Annotated in this window: 18 protein-coding genes; 7 read left to right on the top strand and 11 right to left on the bottom strand. The window is 70.7% G+C overall.

What is annotated here, in order from left to right:
• Positions 1-140: 140 nt before the first annotated feature.
• The 5 genes from Hbl1158_RS05500 (at position 141) to Hbl1158_RS05480 (ending at position 3,908) form a co-directional block, all read left to right on the top strand.
• A complete protein-coding gene (locus Hbl1158_RS05500; protein WP_234299054.1) occupies positions 141-941 on the top strand; it encodes a translation initiation factor IF-2 subunit alpha in 801 nt (266 codons plus the stop codon).
• Positions 942-962: 21 nt separating this feature from the next.
• Complete coding sequence (locus Hbl1158_RS05495; protein ID WP_234299053.1) at positions 963-1,187, top strand: RNA-protein complex protein Nop10; 225 nt, start codon at positions 963-965, stop codon at positions 1,185-1,187.
• Between the two features lie 133 nt (positions 1,188-1,320).
• Positions 1,321-2,088, top strand: a complete 768-nt coding sequence (locus Hbl1158_RS05490) for a proteasome assembly chaperone family protein (protein ID WP_234299052.1) — start codon at positions 1,321-1,323, stop codon at positions 2,086-2,088.
• Between the two features lie 157 nt (positions 2,089-2,245).
• On the top strand, positions 2,246-3,031 hold the full coding sequence (locus Hbl1158_RS05485; protein ID WP_234299479.1) for an aldo/keto reductase: 786 nt from the start codon (positions 2,246-2,248) through the stop codon (positions 3,029-3,031).
• 118 nt (positions 3,032-3,149) lie between these two features.
• Positions 3,150-3,908: a hypothetical protein gene (locus Hbl1158_RS05480; protein WP_234299051.1), complete on the top strand. Its 759-nt coding sequence runs from the start codon at positions 3,150-3,152 to the stop codon at positions 3,906-3,908.
• An 86-nt stretch (positions 3,909-3,994) separates the two neighbouring features.
• Here Hbl1158_RS05480 and Hbl1158_RS05475 read toward each other — a convergent pair whose 3' ends face one another.
• The 6 genes from Hbl1158_RS05475 to Hbl1158_RS05450 all read right to left on the bottom strand — a co-directional run bounded on the left by Hbl1158_RS05475 (position 3,995) and on the right by Hbl1158_RS05450 (position 11,444).
• Complete coding sequence (locus Hbl1158_RS05475) at positions 3,995-5,143, bottom strand: DUF373 family protein (protein WP_234299050.1); 1,149 nt, start codon at positions 5,141-5,143, stop codon at positions 3,995-3,997.
• Between the two features lie 106 nt (positions 5,144-5,249).
• Positions 5,250-6,269: a signal peptide peptidase SppA gene (gene sppA / locus Hbl1158_RS05470; RefSeq protein WP_234299049.1), complete on the bottom strand. Its 1,020-nt coding sequence runs from the start codon at positions 6,267-6,269 to the stop codon at positions 5,250-5,252.
• Positions 6,270-6,459: 190 nt separating this feature from the next.
• Positions 6,460-7,383 (bottom strand): coiled-coil protein, encoded by a 924-nt coding sequence (locus Hbl1158_RS05465; RefSeq protein ID WP_234299048.1) that lies wholly within the window; start codon positions 7,381-7,383, stop codon positions 6,460-6,462.
• Between the two features lie 291 nt (positions 7,384-7,674).
• A complete protein-coding gene (locus tag Hbl1158_RS05460) occupies positions 7,675-8,454 on the bottom strand; it encodes a metallophosphoesterase (protein WP_234299047.1) in 780 nt (259 codons plus the stop codon).
• Positions 8,455-10,179, bottom strand: coding sequence for a hypothetical protein (locus tag Hbl1158_RS05455; RefSeq protein ID WP_234299046.1), 1,725 nt, complete (start codon positions 10,177-10,179; stop codon positions 8,455-8,457).
• Positions 10,176-11,444: a Single-stranded DNA binding protein gene (locus Hbl1158_RS05450; protein ID WP_234299478.1), complete on the bottom strand. Its 1,269-nt coding sequence runs from the start codon at positions 11,442-11,444 to the stop codon at positions 10,176-10,178. The genes Hbl1158_RS05455 and Hbl1158_RS05450 overlap by 4 nt, the downstream gene beginning before the upstream one ends.
• Before the next feature lie 112 nt (positions 11,445-11,556).
• On the opposite strand from Hbl1158_RS05450, the gene Hbl1158_RS05445 reads away from it, so the two are divergent.
• The gene (locus tag Hbl1158_RS05445; RefSeq protein WP_234299045.1) at positions 11,557-12,975 is read left to right on the top strand and encodes a PAS domain-containing sensor histidine kinase; all 1,419 of its coding nucleotides are present in this window, start codon (positions 11,557-11,559) and stop codon (positions 12,973-12,975) included.
• Between the two features lie 36 nt (positions 12,976-13,011).
• On the opposite strand, the gene Hbl1158_RS05440 is transcribed toward Hbl1158_RS05445, so the two are convergent.
• From Hbl1158_RS05440 to Hbl1158_RS05420, 5 genes are all read right to left on the bottom strand, one after another.
• Positions 13,012-13,320, bottom strand: coding sequence for a hypothetical protein (locus Hbl1158_RS05440; RefSeq protein ID WP_234299044.1), 309 nt, complete (start codon positions 13,318-13,320; stop codon positions 13,012-13,014).
• 323 nt (positions 13,321-13,643) lie between these two features.
• The gene (locus tag Hbl1158_RS05435) at positions 13,644-14,990 is read right to left on the bottom strand and encodes a ferritin-like domain-containing protein (RefSeq protein ID WP_234299043.1); all 1,347 of its coding nucleotides are present in this window, start codon (positions 14,988-14,990) and stop codon (positions 13,644-13,646) included.
• 154 nt (positions 14,991-15,144) lie between these two features.
• Complete coding sequence (gene mutS / locus Hbl1158_RS05430; RefSeq protein ID WP_234299042.1) at positions 15,145-18,030, bottom strand: DNA mismatch repair protein MutS; 2,886 nt, start codon at positions 18,028-18,030, stop codon at positions 15,145-15,147.
• A 284-nt stretch (positions 18,031-18,314) separates the two neighbouring features.
• A complete protein-coding gene (locus Hbl1158_RS05425; protein ID WP_234299041.1) occupies positions 18,315-18,680 on the bottom strand; it encodes a hypothetical protein in 366 nt (121 codons plus the stop codon).
• A gap of 75 nt (positions 18,681-18,755) precedes the next feature.
• Positions 18,756-19,229, bottom strand: a complete 474-nt coding sequence (locus Hbl1158_RS05420; protein WP_234299040.1) for a zinc ribbon domain-containing protein — start codon at positions 19,227-19,229, stop codon at positions 18,756-18,758.
• Between the two features lie 22 nt (positions 19,230-19,251).
• On the opposite strand from Hbl1158_RS05420, the gene Hbl1158_RS05415 reads away from it, so the two are divergent.
• Positions 19,252-19,443 carry a hypothetical protein gene (locus Hbl1158_RS05415; RefSeq protein WP_234299039.1) on the top strand — a complete coding sequence of 64 codons (192 nt, stop codon included), beginning with the start codon at positions 19,252-19,254 and terminating at the stop codon, positions 19,441-19,443.
• Positions 19,444-19,458 lie beyond the last annotated feature (15 nt).

Below are 19,458 nucleotides of genomic sequence, written 5' to 3'. Positions count from 1 at the left end.
CTCGAACCCTCCTGCCGGCCCGTTTCAGTCCCACACGGCGGTCCAACAACGCGACGACCCGACAATCCGACAGCCCGCACCGCGAGGTATCGGCCCCTCGATTGACAAACGGTATTAGCCTCGGTCCGTAACGCTCCGACATGAAATTCACCGGCTGGCCCGAGCAGGGCGAACTCGTCGTCGGCGAGATCGACGAGATCGCCGACTTCGGCGTGTTCGTCGACCTCGACGAGTACGAGGACAAGCGCGGACTGTGTCACGTCTCGGAGGTCGCCTCCGGGTGGATCAAGAACATCCGCGACCACGTCAACGTCGGCGACCGGGTCGTCGCGAAGGTGCTCGACGTGGACGAGTCGAGCCAGCAGATCGACCTGTCGATCAAAGACGTCAACGACCACCAGCGCTCGGACAAGATCCAGGAGTGGAAGAACGAGCGCAAGGCCGACAACTGGATGGGCATCGCCTTCGGCGAGGACGTCGACGACGAGACGTACACGACGGTCGCGGAGGCGCTGTACGCCGAGTTCGGCTCGATGTACGACGGCTTCGAGGCCGCCGCCATCCACGGCGAGGAGGCGCTCGAGGACGTCGACCTCGCCGACGAGCAGATCGAGGCCATCGTCGAGACCGCCCGCGAGAACGTCTCGGTGCCGTACGTGAACGTCACGGGCTACGTCAACCTGGAGTCGCCGGGCCACGACGGCGTCGACGACGTGCGCGAGGCGCTGGAGGCCGCCGAGGGCAACGGCGAGGTGCCCGACGAGATCGAACTCGACGTGTCGTACGTCGGCTCCCCCGAGTACCGCATCCGCGTCCGCGCACCCGACTACAAGACCGCCGAGACCGAACTCGAGGCCTCCGCCGAGCGCGCCCGCGAGGCGATCGAGGCGAAGGGCGGCACCGGCGGCTTCCACCGCGAGCGCGAGACCGAGGACGAGTAACCCCCGGCGAGGACTCGATTCGTGAAATCGGACATCCGGGTGTGTTCGGCGTGGGAGACGGCTCACGAGCGCCCGGTCTACACCCTCGGCGACGCCTGCCCCGAGTGCGGTGCTGATGCGGTCAACTCCGCGCCCGCGCCGTTCAATCCGGAGGACCCCCACGGCGAGTACCGTCGTCGAGCGCGCCTTCGCGCTCGCGACGACACGGGTGACCGCGACGACGCGACCGTTACTGACGGCGAGTAACGCCGGTCCGGTCGTCCGCCCACGACGACCTCGACCGAGCGATAGCGTGCACGCCGTCTGCCGGGAGCGACGACGTCGGATCGACCGGATCGAGCCGACGCGTCTTTACCTCCCCCGCCCGCCAGCAACGAGCATGGACGACATCGACATCGAGACCGTCGCCGACCCCGACCTCGAGGACCCGGTGTTCATCGAGGGGCTCCCCGGCGTCGGTCACGTCGGCAAGCTCGTCGCCGAGCACCTTCTCGAGGAGTTCGACGGCGACCTCGTGCGGCGCGTCTACACGACCGAGTTCCCCCCGCAGGTGACCGTCGACGACGAGGGCGCGGCCGAACTCACGCACGCGCAGTTCCACCACGTCGACGCCGACGGGCGCGATCTGCTCGTGCTCACGGGCGATCACCAGGCCGCCAGCAACCAGGGCCACTACACCCTGACGACGGCGTTCCTCGACGTCGCCGAGGAGTTCGGCTGCGAGCGCGCGTTCGCGCTCGGCGGCGTCCCCACCGGAGAGCTGATCGAGGACGACGAGTACGACGTGCTGGGCGCGCTCACGGACGCCGCCGACCGCGACGAGTACGAGGACGCCGGCGTCGAGTTCCGCGCCGACGAGCCCGCCGGCGGCATCGTCGGCGTCTCCGGCCTCGTGCTCGGCCTCGGCAGCCGTCGCGGCCTCCCGGCGGCGTGCCTGATGGGCGAGACCTCCGGCTACCTCGTCGACCCCAAGAGCGCACAGGCGGTGTTGGAGGTGCTGCAGTCGCTGCTCGACATCGAAGTCGACTTCTCCGAACTCGAAGAGCGCGCCGAGGAGATGGAGGAGGTCGTCGGCAAGATCCAGGAGATGCAGGGGAGCGGCGGCGGCGGGATGCCCAGCGAGGACGAACTCCGCTACATCGGCTGAGAGGGGAGAAACTCCGGGCGCGATCGAGTAGTGGGATCGATCCACATACCGGCACCGACCGCGCCTGCCACAACGCCTTTTCGCGCGAGCCGCCACGGATAGATCGATGACAGACCAGCAGACGCTCGCCGCGGCGGACGTACCGACGGCCGACGGGATGCCGAGGCTCGGACTCGGCACCTGGGAGAACGACGTTCCCGAGGAGTGCCGGGACGCGGTCGAAACGGCCCTGGAGATGGGGTATCGCCACGTCGACACCGCGCAGATCTACGGCAACGAGGCGGAGGTCGGCGACGGCATCGCCCGCGCCGACGTGGACCGCGAGGACGTGTTCCTCGCGACGAAGGTGTGGATCGACAACCTCGCGCCCGAGGACGTGCGGCGGACGACCGAGGAGAGCCTCGACCGGCTCGGCGTCGACGCCGTCGACCTCATGTACGTCCATTGGCCGGCCCGCGAGTACGACGCCGAGGCCACCCTGGAGGCGTTCAACGAGCTGTACGACGAGGGGCTGATCGACCGGATCGGGATCTCCAACTTCGAGCCGGAGCAGGTCGCGGAGGCCGTCGAGCTCAGCGACGTGCCGATCTTCGCCAACCAGGTCGAGCTCCACCCCCTCCTCCAGCAGACGAGGCTTCGCGAGGCGTGTGCCGAACACGACGTGGAGCTCGTCGCGTACTCGCCGCTGGCGCGCGGCAAGGTGTTCGACGTGCCCGAGCTGACCGAGATCGCGGAGAAGCACGACGCCAGCGAGGCGCAGGTCAGCCTCGCGTGGCTCCGCGAGAAGGGCGTCACCGCCATCCCGAAGGCGACGAGCGAGGGCCACATCCGCGACAACTGGGAGTCGCTCGCGCTGGACCTCGACGACGAGGACGTGGCGGCGATCGACGCCATCGACCGCAGGGACCGTCGCGTCGACCCCGGGTTCGCTCCCTGGAACTGATCGGCCGGTCGCCGGCGTCGCGTCGCGGATAGCGGTCGACGACGGCCGACGACCGCACGACCCGACGACGCGGACGCGAGCGAAACCTTCAATCGGCGTCCGCTGCTTCCCTCGCTCGATGGAACGACGCTCGACGGGGTTGGCCGACGCCGTCCGGATCGACATCGCGCGGCTGCACGCCACCTGGATGGAGCTGGTGTTTCCCCGCCAGCTCGACCCCGGTCGAGTCGTCGGGAAGTGGACGCCCGAGACGGGTCCCCAGCGGGTCGCGTACGCGCTCTGGGCCGCCCTCGGCGTCCCGCTCGTCGCGGTCGGCTACCCGCTGTTGCTGTTCGGGTTCGCCGCCCGGTTTTACGCCGCGCGCGTCGACTCGGCGGCGACGCGCCTAGGCGTCGTCGGCGTCGTCCTCGTCTCGATACTCGCGTGGGGGCTGCTCACGGTCGCCGCGTGGCTCCGGGAGTTCTCGACCGGCGGCCTGATCGCCGTGGCGGCCGCCGGCGCGGTCGCGACCGTCGCCGCCGCGGTCGCGGTCGGTGGCTCGCGCCTCGGGGGGAGGGGGACGAGCGTCCTGATCGCGTACCCGGCGGGCGTGACCGCCTTCCTCCTCCCGCCGGTGGTGGCGGCGCTGTACTCGCCGGCGCTCGCGGACGTCATATTCCCGAACACCACGTCGCTCGCGGTGTGGATCCTCGACGGTCCGCTCGCAGTCGGCGGGATCAGCGAGGTGATCCGCGCGCGGTTCGAACTGCAGGGGACGGCGTACGTGCTGATGTGGATCGGTATCTCCGTCCCCGTCGGCTGGCTGTTCGGCGTGCTCGTCGCGCTGGCGGACGTGGTCCGCCCGAAGCGCGAGCAGTCGTCCGGTGCGCGGATCTGATGGAACCCGAGAGGGCCGGGATCTGATCGAGGGAGTCGTCCGGTGCACGGGGGCTGCGCGGGCGCTGCGCTTCGGGTGGCCGCTCGCTACCGGCCGCCGTCGCCGCCGCGGTTCGCCTCGTTCGGCGAGCCCGCGTCCTCGATGACGTCGTCGAGCGTCTCGTCGGTGACGCTGGAGGCGACGCGGACGCCGACGAGCGCGAGCGCGATGCTTCCGACGATGAACACCGCGAGGCGCTCGGTCGGGGCGAGTTCGTAGCCGAGCAGCCGGAGCTGGCTCCACCCGTCCTCGCGCTCGAGGAAGTACCCGGCGAACCCGCGGAGCAACAGGCCGACGGCGACGACGCCGAACGGGAGGTTCAGATACGGCGAGCGCACGCCCTCGTCTCTGATCAGCTCGTCGAGCAGGCGACCGAACGACGCCGTCAGCGCCGCCAGCGCCAGCCACGGGACCGCCGCGTAGGTGAACCGCATCGCGGCGACGAACTCGCCGTCGGTGACCGGCGTCGCGGAGATGACGCCGAGGAACGCCCCGACGACCGACAGCCCGAGCCCGGCGACGTACGTCACGACCGACACCTGGCCGGAGTACAGCGCCTCGCGGGCGCGGTCGGGCGCGGCGTCGACCAGGTCGTCGATGCCCAGTCCGTAGTACAGCAGCGTCGCCCCGAGCAGGGTCGCGACGCCCGCGAGCGCGACCGCCGGCGAGGCGTACACCAAAAGCGCCGGGAGGATCAACAGGCCGATCCCGATCGGGACCAGCACGGTCTCGCGGAGCTCCTCGTCGGCCATGAACTGCTTCAGGAGGTAGTACGTCGACTCCAGGTCCCGGGCCTGTCGGACGACCACGCGGTCGACGGCGTCGACGGGGAGCCGCGACTCGACCATCGGCACCGCGCGCTCGTCGGCCGCCGAGTCGATGACGACGATCGCCGAGTCGAACTCCCGGGCGGCGACGACCTCGTCGAGTTGGCGGGCGAGCGCCCGATCGGCCCGTACCGCCGACTCGCCGGCTCCGGAGACGACCGCCACGACCGATTCCTCGCCCTCGTCGGAGAGGTCGCGCGCGACGCGAAGCGACTCGAGCAGGGAGTTGACGCCAGCGTCCTCGGGGTCTGCGAGTCCTAGGTCGGTCACGAGCGAGCGCACCGCCTCCCAGCCGACGATCGGGGTCTCGACGCCCGCCTTCCGACCCACGTCGTTCGAACGGTCCACGCACAGGACCAGCGTCGTCACGTGCGATCGCAGGCCCCCCCGGATGAAAAAGGCCACCATGGGCCGGAGCCGGTCGACGCGTGCGCGAGAGCGGGAGCGACCGGGTAGCCAGAGCGCGGGACCCGCTTTACCGGCGGAAGCGAACGTCGTCGGGACCGGCCCCGTCGCCGGCGACCCGGCTGGCCGCGCCCGCGCCGAGGGCGTACGCGACGGCGGCGGCACCGCCGCGGACCCGGGCCATCACGCCCCGGTTGGGCGTGAACTCCTCGACGACGGCCTCACGACCGGTCAGTTCCTCGATGCGATCCAGGACTGCCTCGCGGTCCCCGAGCCCGTCGACGAGGCCGCGTTCGTGCGCCTCCGTTCCGAGGAACACCCGGGCTTCGGTATCGCGGACGGCCTCTTCCTCCATGTCGCGGCCGGCGGCGACCTGCTCGACGAACTGGTCGTAGTAGTCGTCGACGATGCCCTGGAGGTACGCCCGCTCGTCGGGGTCGATCTCCTTCAGCGGGAGGCCGGCGTCCTTGTACTCGCCGGCGGTGAACTGCTCGTAGCTGACGCCGAGGCGGTCGGCCAACTCGCTGACGTTCGGCCGGGAGCCGATGACGCCGATCGAGCCGACGACGCTCCCCTCACGGGCCCACAGCTCGTCGCAGCCGGCGGCGATCGCGTAGCCGCCGCTGGCGCAGGTGTCGGTCGCGTAGCCGACGGTCGGGCCGTCGAAGCGCTCGGCCGCGAGTCGGATGTCCTCGCTGGGGACGATCTCGCCGCCGGGCGTGTTCAGCTTCACCAGCAGCGCCTCGGCGTTCGGGTCCTCGTCGGCGCGCTCGATCTGGTCGACCACGTCGTCCGCGCCGGGGGTCGTCGGCGACGACGGGAGCGTCCCGGTCCCGCCGTCGCGGGTGATCGGTCCCTCGACGGCCACCTCGGCGACGGAATAGTCGGCGAAACGCGGCGAGAGCGCCCCGGAGGCGAGCCTGACCCCGACGGCGACGACGACGAGCGTCAACAGGACGCCGAACAGGTCCGCGAGGTCTGCCGGGAACGCGACGAACAACAGGTAGCCGACGACGGCCGCGACCGCCGCGGCGACGAGGAGGGCGGCCGCGACCGCGGCGGAGCGAGCGGTGGAGTCTGAATCCGACATGGCGGCGCTTGGGTCGGATCCGGGATAAGATCGGGTGTCATCCGAGCGCACGCTCGCCTCCGGCGACGCAACTCCCGAACGACAGCGGTGCGACTCGCGACCGGGAGCGGCGCGGCTTCCGATCGGCGGCGACGCGCTGAGAGAAAACGATGACGGAACCCGTGCGTCGGTCGAACGGCGAGTTGCGGACTTACAGAAGCCCCGTCTTCTGGAGCTTCATCAGGTCCTCGGTGTCGAGGGTCTCGCCTTCCTTGAACTTCTGGTAGATCTCCTCGGCCTCCTCGCGCTCCTCTTCCATCTTGGCCTCGCGCTCTTCCTTCTTCTCTTCCTCCTCCTCCTTGTCCAGTTCGCGCAGGCGCTTCTGGACGCGGACGAAGTCCTCGTGGTGTTGGTCGGCGGCCTCCTGCGCCTCCACGAACAGCTCGTGCATGGCGTCGGCCTCGTCGCGGATCTCGTCGGCCTCGCGGTAGGCCTCGATCATCTGGTTGTGGTGCTCCTGGGCCTCGTCGGCCAGCTCGGTCACCTTCTGGTGGTGATTGGACGCCTCCGAGCGGACCTCCTCAGCCTCCTCGATGAGCTCCTCGAGTTCGCCGCTCTGGTCGACCTTGCCCTTCTTCTCGGCGAGCTTCTCGCGCTTGTTCTCGATCTTCTCGATGAGTTCGCGCTCCTCGTCGGTGCCGAGCACCTCGGTCTGCTGTTTGAACTCGAGGTCCTCGATCTCCTCTTTGAGTTCCTCGATCGATTTACCCGAGCCGAGCTCGAGGTCCTGTTTCATCTGCTCGACCTCGTCGAACAGCTCGTTGGCCTCGGCGTTCAGCTCGTTGCGCGACTCCTTGTGCTCCTGGACCTGCTCGTTGAGCTCGTCCCGCTTCTCGCGGTGCTCTTGGGCCTCGTCGACCTGCTCGCGAGTCTTCGCGTTCAGGTCGTCGCGCTTGGACGCGCGCTCGGACGCCATCTGATTGAGTTCGTTACGTCGGTCGCGGAGCTGGCCGGCCTTCTTGATCAGCTGCCCCTTGGAATCGTTCTCCAACTCCTCCTCGGAGAGGGAGACGTTTCGGGATTCATCTAGCTGATCGAGACCGTATTCTTCGAGAACTTCCTCTTTCGTTACCATGATTCGTTACCTCGACACCATCCTGCTTCGGGAGCGGACGCTATGCGAGTGCGTGCGTCCGTGTAGGTGAGAACACCGTGTCATTCGGCGATCGATGCCACCACGCCCGAAGGCGTCTGGTACCTGTTCATACAGGGTAGATATATATAACTCCTTCGCTGTTTTCGGGCGAAAACACGTGGTACGGGCTCTCATACCCCTGAGAACGTGTGATCCGGTCACACGCGCGGCACGGTTCGGGAGAAGCGCACGAACCGGACCGGATTCCGAACCGATGTCGATCGGTGCGGATCACACCCGACGGTAGTCGCCGAGGCGGGTGCCGTCGAACAGGTACGCCTCCCCCGACGCCAGACCCTCCGGGAGGAAGGGCGCGAGGAACCGCCGTCCCTCGACGTTGATCCTGCTCCCGCCGGAGCGGTCGTTGAACGCCGGGAACACGACCAGTTCCGGGTCTCGCCAGTCGACGCCCTCGAGTCCGACCGCGTCGGCGAACGCGTCGCGATCGAGGGGTCCCCGGAGCCACGCCCGCTCCGTGCGACCGCCGCCCACGGCGTCCGCCAGGCGGACGGTCGGGTGTTCGTGGCCCATGCAGACCACGCGGGCGGCGAGCACCCCCGGATCGGGCCAGGTGTGTCCGTGGACGATCCCCACGTCGCCCAAGCGGGCACCGCCCGGCGGCGTCACGGTCAGTCTATCGCCGAGCGCGTCAGCGAGTCCGGCGTCGTGGTTGCCGAGCGCGAGCGTCACCGGGACGCCGACGGCCGACGCCAGCGCGTCGACCTCGGCGACCTCGGCGTCGCCCGCGCCGCCGATCCGGTGGCCGAGGTCGCCGAGCACCACCAGCCTGTCGGCGTCCGTCCGCGCCAGCAGGTCGCACACGCGCTCGCGACGCTCGTCGGCCGCGCTGTCGAGTTCGATCCCGCGCTCGTACCGGAGGCCGACCTCGATGCCGGCGTGGTAGTCGGCGACGAGCAGTCCCGTCTCATCGCCCAGGTCGGCGACGGCCGCCGGCGCGTCCGGAACCGGTTCGACCAGCGATCCGGGTGCGTTCGCGGGGGGATCGTCCATTCAGATCGGCTTGAGGGTCCCGTCGGCCGGCTCGTAGCACTTTCCGCTCATCAGCGCCTCCTGTATCGCGTCCTCAGCGTCGCTCGGGTCGACGCCGTGGTCGTCGACGACCGCCGCCACGACCGCCTCGCGGTCGGCCCCGTCGCCGTCGTCGAGGGTCGCCATCGCGTCGACGACCGCCGTCTCCAGATCCACGTCAGCGTCGTCGGTGCCGTCAGCGGCGTCGACGGCGTCATCAGCGTCGTCGTCGACGGCGTCGCCGGTCTGCTCGTCGATCGACTCGTCGACCGCCGAGTCATCTACCTCGCCGGCGGCGTCGGGTTCGAAGTCCGCCCCGGTCGTCGGCTCGGTTCCAGCGCCTCCCGTCTCGGGTTCGGCATCGGGGTCGCCCGGATCGCGGTCATCGCCGGCGTCGGTCGCGTCCGGATCCGGCGTCTCGATGTCCACCTCGCCGGGACCGGGAACCTCGCTCCCAGTAGAGAACTCAACGCCGTGTTCCTCCTCGACCTCGCGGCGCTCCTCCTCGGTGATCGCGTTCTCGATGTCCTCCGGGTCGGTGTCGCCGGCGTCGAAGTCCTCGAGGGGGTCGTCGTCTCCCGCCTCGAAGTCTCCGAGGGCGTCGTCCGGGCCGCCCCCGACACCGTCGTCGTCGGCGTCGCCAGCGACACCGCCGTCTCCCGCGTCGAAGTCGTCGAGTTCCTCGGTCGGATCCTCGCTCGCGGACTCGGTCTCGGTCGCGTCCGCCGATTCCGGAGATTCGGGTGTCGCATCCACACCCGAATCCGCCTCGGCGTCGGCGTCCGTGTCCAGCCCGGCCGCTTCGGCCGGTTCCGCGGCCGCGTCGGTGTCGGCCGCGTCGGTGTCGGCCGCGTCGGCGTCGGCGTCCGCGTCGGTGTCGACATCGGCGTCGGTAACGTCGGAGGCGTCGCCGGCTGCGATATCAGGACTGCTCGCGGCCTCGAGGTCGTACGGGACCTCGGGGAGCGGACCGAGCTCGACCGCGCCGGTGTCGGCGGGGTCGGCCGTCAGGTCACCCACCTCCTCGCGCTCGTCGGCGACGACTTCGAGCGCGTCGACGGCGAGCGTCCGGACCGCCTCCAGATAGCGCGCGCCGGTACCGTAGTGGTCGATCGCGAGGGGGATTCCGGCGGCGAGCGCCGTCGGCACGCCGGCGTTCTCGAGGCGGACGCGGAGGTCGTCGCCGCGCTCGTCCGCCTCGAGCGCGGCTGCGAACACCGCGATCCGGCGGAGCGTCGCCTCGGCGGCGGAGACGACCCAGCGGTCGCGCGTGTCGGCGTCGACGGTCGCGAGGCTCTCGGGCCGGACCGAGGTGTACACCACGTCGGCGTCGTCGGGCTCGAACGTCCGCGCCTTCCCCGTGAGTGCGACGAACTCCGGCGGGGTCGTCCGGTCGAGAAACGCCGCCTCGTCGGGCTGGTACTGGCCGGCGTAGGTGACGAACGCGCCCGTCGGGTCGACGACGCGACCGCGCAGCGTCTGCTCGTTCACGGACTCGACCTCCGTGAGCACGCCGACCGCGAACAGTCGGTTGACGCGCAGGCCGGTCGGGGTGACGACGTAGTTCGGCGCGCGCTCCTCGTCGCTCTCGGAGTGGTCGAGGTCGGCGTCGTCGAACTCCGCGGCGAACACGCGGTGGGCGACCTCCCGAGTTCCTGGCCCGCTGTCGTCGCTTCCGTCGTCGCCGTTCGCGTCGCTGGAGCTCACGCGCCCACCTCCGCGAGGAGGTCGGCGGCACGCGCCCTCGGGTCCTCGTCGCTGGCGGCGAACTCCGTCGCGTCGAGGTTCGCGCCGTACTCGTCGACCGAGAGGTGTCCGCGCACGCGGTACTCGCGTCCCACGAGCGTCTCGCTGATCTCGTCGGCGACGACCTCGCGGCTCATCGCGTCGCGGGCGGCCTCGAGGGCGTCCTCCAGAGTGCCGCCGTAGATCTCCTCGGTGAGGTCGCGGTCGAGGATCGCGGTGACGGTCGCCGTGCCGTCGTCGAGGATCGCCTTGATCCGGAGGTCGTCCTCGGGCTCGACCTGGCCGTGGCTGCGGCATTGGCCGTTCTGGACGAGCCGCCCGCAGTCAGGACACCGCTCGATGAGGCCGGAGCCGTCGCGGACCTCGAGGACGTTGCCGCGCACCTCGACGTCGTACATCCCGCCGGAGGCGACCGCCTCGGCGACGTCGACGCGCGGGGCCTCGTCGCTCACCTCGACGCTCGCGGGCGACACCTCGGTGAACTCGGTGAGGTTCACCGAGGGAACGCCGCGGAACTCCCGGACGTACACGTCCTCCATGCGGAGCTCTGCGCCCTCTGTGACCGCCTCGCGGGCCTGCCAGTCGGTGAACGGGAGCCGGGCGGTCTCGTCGCCGAGGACGCCCGAGTGGATCGTCGTCTCGCCGTCGCGGCCGTCGATGGTGCGCTGTTCGATCTCGAGCACCTTCGCCTCGACCGTGCGGCCGCGGTCGCCCGCCGCGAGGTCGACGAGGTCGCGCCCGCCGCCCACCTCGTACGGCACGTCGAGCGCCTCCTGTTCCATCGCCACCGAGGAGGACTGCCCGACGTTGAGCTCGGGCTCGCCCTCCCACTCGCGGACGCCCGCGTTGCCGATCGTGACGGTGTCGCCCGCCTCGAAGCCGAAGTCCTGCCAGGCGGTGTAGCTGATCCGCCCGGTCTCGTCGGCGAGTTCTCCCTCGCGGATGACGGTGTCGTCGCCCTGATAGCGGATCGACCGCCGACCGACCGTCAGCACGCGCGCCGTGACGGTGATGTTGCCCGACTCCGTGGTGATCTCAGCGATGTCGACGGACTCGGGGGTCGCGTCGTCGCCGCCGCCCCCGCCGCCGTACTTCCGGCGGACGGACTGCTTGGCCTCGTCGATCGGGACGCTGTACTCCAGGAGATTCTCCAAGTCGCGTTTGACCTCCGCTGTGTCCTCGCCGAGGGCGGAGGCGAGCTCCTCGGCGTGTTCGTCGATGTCCATGTGTTCCGTCCGATCGTACCCCCCGACTCGTGTTAAACTCACGGCCCCGTGGACCGCGCGGTCGGGAAGTAAGGGTATGAACTTTACCGCAGGTCGTCTTAGACATCACGGAATGTACGGCTCCGAGGAGCTGTTGGCGTTACTCGACAACGCCCACGACAAGATCGTCGTCATCGACGACGACGGGACCTTTCGATACGCCAACGCCGCCACCGAGCGCGTCATCGGTTTCGAACCGGAGGAGCTCCTCGGGACTGTCAGCTTCGAGTACGTACACCCGGACGACCGCGATCGGGTGCGGTCGACGTTCGAGGGCCTCGTCGCCGACGAGGACGGCGCGACCGCGGAGGTCGAGTACCGTCACCGCACAGCTGACGGGGAGTACGTCTGGCTGCGGAGCCGCATCGCGAACTCGGCCGACGAGCGCCTCGACGGCTACGTCGTCAGCTCGACGGACGTGAGCAAGCGCCGCCAGGCCGAGGCCGATCGCGAGGAGATCCAGTCGCGGCTGCGGGAGATCGCCGCGAACACGACCGAGGTGTTGTGGATGTTCGACGCCGACTGGTCGGAGTTGCTGTTCGTCAACGACGCCTACGAGGACCTCTGGGGGATGTCGGTCGACGAACTCCGTGAGGATCCGCGCGCGTTCCTCGAGGGAATCCACCCGGACGATCGCCGACAGGTTCGGGCGGCGATGCGGGAGCTCTCGGCCGGCGAGGCGGTCGACATCGAGTACCGGATCGGCCCCGACATCGGCTATCGGCGCTGGGTCTGGGTGCAGGGCCGCCCCGTGTTCGAGGACGGCGAAGCCGTCCGCGTCACCGGCTTCGTCCGCGACGTAACCGATCGGCGACGCCGCGAGCAACACCTCCGCGTGATCGGTCGACTCCTCCGGCACAACCTCCGCAACGACCTCAACGTGATCATCGGGCAGGTCGAACTCCTGCACCAGCGCGGCGAGGTGCCGACTGACGCCACCCTCGAGTCGCTGCTCGACACCGCCGAGTCGCTGCTCGACACCGCGGACAAGGAACGCGTCATCGTCGAGACGCTCGCCGAAAACGAGGAACTCGTCCGCGTCGACCTGGCGGAGACGGTTCGGCTCGCCGCCAGACGGGTCGGCGAGGACCACCCGAACGCGACCGTGTCGATCGACATCGAGGCCGGACACGTGGTGCTCGCGCTTCCCGACCTCGTCGTCGCCGTAGAGGAGCTGTTGACGAACGCGGTGTCCCACGCCGGGACCGACGAGCCGGTCGTATCGGTGTCGGCCGTCGAGGAGGGCGATCTGACCGGGATCGTCGTCGCCGACGAGGGGCCGCCGATCCCGAGAGACGAGTACGCCGTCCTGGTCGGCGAGCGCGATATCGACCGCCTCAGCCACGGGTCCGGCCTCGGGCTCTGGCTCGTCCATTGGATCGCGGAACTGTCCAACGGCGAGGTCCGATTCGAGCACGGACCGGACGGCGGAAACCGGGTCACGCTGCTGTTTCGCCGGTCGGCCGACGAGGAACGGGAGACGCGGGACTGAGGCCGACGGCGGTGCTGCCGCCGCCGAGGTCGCAGGTCAATCCAGCGTGATCCGGATCAGCGCCGCGAGCGCGACCGTCTCCAGCAGGTGCAGCGTCACCATCGCACGCCAGGCGACCGGCGGCACGGCCGAGGCGAACCACGCCGACAGCGTCGGGTCGACGAGGTAGTAGTACAGCGCGATGGCGTTCTCGGCGAACAGGAGCGCGGCGAACGTGCTCAGCCCGATCGCGTGCGACGAGCGGAGCCGAACCGCGTTTCGCCCCCACACGACCAGCAGGACGAGCAGGAGTCCGAGGTTGGCGGCGACCGCGACCGCCGCGACCGTTCCCCAGAGCGCGCTCACGCGCTACCCCTCGTCCCCTGTCGCGACGGGCGATCGGACGGGGCGAGTCGCCGGCGTCGGGGAGCCAGTCGACTGCTCGGGAGCGGTCGACCGCTCAGAGGCGATCGACGACTCGGAGGCGGTCGACGACGGACATCGAGCCGGTGACCCGTCGGTCCGCCCGAACTCGCCCGAGGCCGTCAGCGGGGAACCGAGCACCGTCGACGGCAGATCGAGTGCCCGGGGGCGGTCGAGCGCGGTCGGTCGAGCAGGCGTGACCGGGGAGGCGAGCGCAGTCGACCGGTCGGATTCGGGACCGAACCGCGCGTCGCGCTCGAGCACGCTCACTCCTCGACGATGAACTGGCCGGCGATCTCGGTGACCTCCTCCATCGTCCGCGGCTCGTCGACCGCCATCGGGAACGGCGACTCGACGTTCAACTCGTTGAGGAACGAGGCGTGGCGCGCCTCGACCGCGTGGATGCCGACGGCGGCGTCGAAGACCGCATCGGCAGAGACCGTGCCCGCCTGTCCGGCGTACGCCGAGACGCCGGTGTTCTCCAGCGCGCGGGCGACCCCGAGGAACTCCGAGGGGTTCGTGTAGCCGAAGTCGTACTCGGCCTCCTCGACGGGCGTGCCGCCCAACTGCTCGACCGTGTCGGCGATGGCGTCGACGTGGGCCGCCTCGTGTGCGCCCGCGGTCCGGAGCCGGTCGGGCACGGTCATCCGGAGCGTCTCGCCGTACTCCGACAGCGCGCTCGCGTTCATCAGTTCGTCGTCGGAGAACTCCGCGAGCCCCTCGCGGTAGAAGGCGTTCTCCAGGTGCTCCAGCGTCAGCGCGTAGTTCAACACGTCCACGTCGCTGGTGTCGTCGTCGGCCTTCCGCTCGGCCGTCGGCTCGTCCTCGCCGTCCAGGGGTGCCGGCGAGGAGACCTCGCTGGTGATGAACTGTCCGGCGATCTCGAAGACCTCCTCGACGCTCGCGGCCTCCTCGACACCCGCGGGGTACGGCATCTCGCCGTTGATGACGTTCAGGAAGGAGGCGTGGCGCGCCTCGACGCTCTGGATGCCGGCGGCCGCGCCCAGCACCGCGTTCGCCTTGATCGCCCCGGCCGCGCCGGTGTAGGCGGCGACGCCGGTGTTCTCGAGGGCTCCGGCGGTCGCGAGGAACTCCGAGGGGGTCGAGTAGCCGAAGTCGTAGTCGGCCTCACCGACGGGGGTGCCGCCGAGGTCCTCGATCGTCGCCGAGATGGCGTCGACGTGGGCCGCCTCGTGCTCGCCGGCCAGCGCGAGGTACTCCGGCACCTGCATCCGCAGCGTCTCCCCGAACTCCGACAGCGAGTCGGCCATCATGATCTCGTCGTCGGAGAACTCCGCGAGCCCCTCGCGGTAGAAGGCGTTCTCCAGGTGCTCCAGCGTCAGCGCGTAGTTCAACACGTCCACGTCCGGGTTCGGGGCCGGCTCCTCGGTGGGCTCGTCCGTCTCCGTCCCCGCCTCGGTCTCCGTGGGCGTGTCCATCGGCGTGTCCATCTCGTCGGTCGGCTCCCCGGTCGTCGCCTCGCCGTCGGTGCCGGAACAGCCGGCGAGCCCCACGGCCCCGGCGGCCGCGAGCGCGCCGGTGAAGCGGCGGCGGGAGAGTCGATCCGAGGTCGTGTCGTCGGTCGCGTTCGAGCCGCGTCGTGAGTCCGTCATTGCTACACTACTCGCCACGACCTATCAGTACAAGTAGGATTTCCGAACTCCCACGTGACTCCGGCCGGCTTGCGGGCGAACTCTCTCCAAAATTCGTCCCGGATCGGCGGGTGGTGCGGTGCGGACCCGGACCGGCTCGCGGCCGGCCGGCGGCTCACTCCTCCTCGAGGCGCGCCTGCCACTCCTGAAGCTTCGTCAGCAGTTCGACCGGGGCCGTCTCGTTCACGTCGGTCTCGCGGATCTCGTCGAGGACCGCCGCGGCCGCCGGGTCGCGGGTCGGTCCGCCGTCGACGGCGTCGCCCGGTCCGTTGCCGGCGGCGTCGTCTGCGGCCTCGCGGCCGGACGTCGCGGCCGCTGTGCCGTTGCCCGCGACGGTCCCCGACCGACCCGCGGCGTCGGTGGTCGCGTCCGCGTCGTCGTCGCGGTCGTCGCCCTCCGCGACGAACTCGCCGGCCGAGAGGTCGAACACCGCCTGTTCGGTGTCAGCGTCGTCGTCGCCGGCGGCGTCCGACCCTCTCGCCTCGATAGCCTTCTCCGCGCGCAGGCGGTCGAGCACCTCGTCCGCGCGCCCGACGACCGGGTCGGGCACGCCCGCGAGGTCGGCGACGTGGACGCCGTAGCTCCGGTCCGTCGGCCCCTCTCGCACGCGACGCAGGAACGTCACGTCGTCACCAGAAACGCGGGGCGTTTCTGGTTGGCTCGCGGGAGCTTCGCTCCCGCGAACGCCGTCGCGCTCCTCGGCGGTGCGGGACGAAGTCCCGCTTGAAGACGGCGAACTCGGTTCGCCGTCGACGGCGACGTGGACGTTCGCGACCCGGGGGAGGTGCTCGGCCAGGGCGGTCAGTTCGTGGTAGTGCGTCGCGAACAGCGTCTTCGCGCGCACCTCGTTGTGGAGGTACTCGGTCGCCGCCCAGGCGATGGAGATGCCGTCGTACGTGGCCGTGCCGCGGCCGACCTCGTCGAGGATCACCAGCGAGTCCTCCGTGGCCGAGTGGAGGATGTTCGACAGCTCCTGCATCTCGACCATGAACGTCGACCGCCCCTGGGCGAGTTCGTCGAGCGCGCCGACGCGGGTGTACACGCCGTCGACGAGCGGGAGCGTCGCCGAGTCGGCGGGGACGAACGAACCGGCCTGCGCGAGCAGCGATATCAGCGCACACTGGCGCATGTACGTCGACTTCCCGCTCATGTTCGGCCCCGTCACGATGAGGAATCCGCGCTCGCGGTCCAACCGGAGGTCGTTGGGCACGAACTCCGTCGTCTGCTCGACGACGGGGTGTCGCCCCGCCTCGATGTGAAGCTCGTCGCCGTCTGTGAACTCGGGGCGCGTCCAGTCGTTGGCGGCGGCGTGGTGGCCCAGCGCGGCCAGCGCGTCCAGTTCGGCGAGCGCGCGGCCCACGTCCTGCAGGAGTTCGGCGTCGCCGGCGACCCGGTCGCGGACCTCCTCGAAGATGCGCCGCTCCAGTTCCTCGCGGCGCTCCTCCATCCGGAGGACCGTCCGCTCGCGCTCGGCGAGTTCGTCGGTGACGAACCGCTTGGAGTTCTTCAGCGTCTTGATCTCGCGGTAGTGGTCCGGGACCTCGCTCGCGACGGACTTCCCCACCTGAATGTAGTAGCCGTCCGTCTTGTTGCGGTCGACCGTGACGTGACTCAGGTCGTGCCGACGCTTCTCGCGCTCGGCGAGCCCGTCGAGCCACTCGACGGCCTCCTCGTACTCTGTCACCAGCCCGTCCAGTTCCTCGTCGTAGCCGCGGGCGATCACGCCGCCGTCGCCGCCGATACTCCCCGGTGGGTCCGCCGCGAGCGCCGCCGCCAGGTCGTCGTGAAGCTCGCGTGCGGCCCCCTGGTCGGGACGCGCGAGCACGTCCGGCACAGGTGAGTCGGCGAGTTCGGTGCCGTCGATGGCCGACGCGAGCTCCGGGAGCCTCCCCAGCGCCTCGCGGACGGCCGCAAGGTCGCGCGGGCCCGCCGATCCGCTGGTCGCCCGGGCCGCGAGTCGTTCCAGGTCGGCGGTGCCGTCGAGCGCGTCGAGCAGGCGGTCGCGAGCGAGGGCGGCGCTCGCGAACGCCTCCACGGCCGCGCCCCGGCGCTCCAACTCCTCGCGGTCGCGTCGCGGGCGGGTGAGCCACTCGCGCAACAGCCGGCTCCCGGCGGCCGTCTCGGTGTGATCCAGCGTCGACAGAAGCGTGCCGTCGCGCTCCCCCTGCATCGTCTCCACGAGTTCGAGGTTACGCTGGGTCGTCGCGTCGAGCGCGACGCGTCCACCGGGGTCCAGCCCGCCGAGGCGTGTCATCGACGCGAGGACGCCCGCGCCCGTCTCTTCGACGTAGTGCAACACCGCGCCCGCCGCGGCGACGGCGGGGTCGGCGTCGAGCCCGACCGCCGCGAGCGCCTGCGTCCCGAACTGGTCGCCGAGGCGGTGGCGGGCGCGGCCGGGCGCGAACGCCTCCGCCTCGTGGAGCGTGAGTCGAGCGTCCGTTCCGTCCCGGAGCTCCGCGAGTCGGGCGTCGTCGTCGCGGACGCCGGGTCCCGGGAGCAGTTCGACCGGCGCGAAGCGGTGGAGTTCGGCCCGCACGGCGTCGAGGTCCTCCAGCGCGGCCGCGTGGAAGCGGCCGGTCGTCACCTCCGCGAGCGCGAGCCCCCACGGGCGCTCGCCCGCGCGGTCGTGCTCGACGGCGGCGAGCCAGCGGGCGGCCGCCCCGTCGGGGTCGATCACGGTGCCGGGGGAGACGACGCGCTCGATCTCGCGGGCGTGACCGTCGTCGGTCTCGTACTGCTCGGCGACGGCGACCCGATACCCCCGCTCGACGAGCGCCGTCAGGTACGGGGTCAGCTCCGAGAGGGGGACGCCGGCCATCGGGTACGAGGAGCCGTGGCTCGACTTCTGGGACATCTTGAGGTCGAGTTCGTCGGCGACGAGTTCGGCGTCCTCGGCGAAGAACTCGTAGAAGTCGCCGCACTGCATCGCGAGCACGTCCGCGTCCGTGGACTCCTTCAGCGAGAGGAACTCGCCCACGATGCCGCCGGCGTCGGTCGTCATGTGGTACTGGCTGGGGCCGTCTTCGGGTAAAACGCTACGGGTCCGGCGCGGAGCAGCGAGGACCGTACCGCGATGGCGACGCTCGCTGCTGGGACCGACGCCGCGTCGCCGCCGCGGTCGCGCCCCAGCGATCGCTCGGCGGGCGTCGATCACGTAGCCGCCGTCGCCCGGGACAGCGCCCCTACCCGATGCCCGCGAGCGACGGCGACGGGCGGTACTGCGTGGCGGCGTGCGCTTCTACGTTTCGCCTTCGGCCGGTCCGGTACGCGCCGCCGCCGAGGGGCTCACACGCCGGGAACGCCCAGCGCCGAGAAGCCGCCGACCCCGAGCGTCGACAGGAGTTCGAGCACGAGCGAGGCGGCGAGCCACCCGACGAGCGCGATGCCGGCGGCCGTGAGCCAGCCGCCGCGGTAGCGCCACTTGATCACGCCGAGATACGCGAGGTACGTGAGCACCGTGCCCAGCAGCGGGAGCCACCCGAACAGCGCCGAGGCGACTACCCACGCCAGCGCGCCGAACAGCGCGGTCCACACCGCGTGTTCGTACCCCCTGGCGTTCGAGAGGAGCCTCGCGCCGACGTAGATACCGAGTCCCCCCACGAGCGCGCTCACGACGAACACGACGACCGAGTCGATGACTCCCGAGACCATGCCATAGTGTCCTCACGGCGAACACGAAAAGATGTCGGCGGATCCGGTTCCGACCTCGGGGGCGGCCGCCGAGCGCTACCCGCCGCCGTCGCCGCCGGGTCCGTTCGGCCCCGGACGGTCGAGTTCCGTCGAGCACCACGGACAGAAGTCGAGGTCGGCGTCGAGTTCCCGCCCGCAGGAGGGGCACGCGGGCTGCTCGGCGGCCTCGCCGCCGGCGGCCGCCTCCTCGAACTCGGCCGCCGAGACGTGGACCGCGTTCGAGCGCGTCCGACGGGCGAGCACGTACGCGTCGACCGCGCTCGCGACGATCACGATCAGCGGCGGGAGCACCTGAGTCGGGTCCGCGCTCGGGTCGCCGGCGGCCAGCGCCTCGATCGCCTCCGGCGGCACCAACAGGAGGGCGGCGGCGTACGTCACCGCGAGCCAGCCGAAGCCCCGCAGCCAGCGCCGGAGGTACGCGTGGCCGAGGCCGGTCACGGCGAGCGCCAGCACCCCGGCGAGCCAGGGCCGCTTCGGGCCCGTCGGGCGCGTGAAACGAGAGAGGTTCATACCCGAAATCCGGTGGCCACTCATGAAAAACCCGCCGGTGGCGTCGTCGCGGTCGGCGGGCGTCGTCGGCCAGCACCGGGTCGTCGCGGTCGGCGGCAGCGTCGAAGTCGTCCGTTCTCCCGCGGTCGTCGTCACCGTCGCCGGTGTCGACAGAACGGGAGCGGGTCGCCGTCAGGTCGCCGAGCCGCCGGGTGCCGCGACCAACGAACCCTAAAGCCGCGGGCCCCTC

The organism is Halobaculum sp. CBA1158, assembly GCF_021431925.1.
Taxonomy (GTDB): domain Archaea; phylum Halobacteriota; class Halobacteria; order Halobacteriales; family Haloferacaceae; genus Halobaculum.
This window is presented reverse-complemented; position numbering and strand designations above follow the sequence as displayed.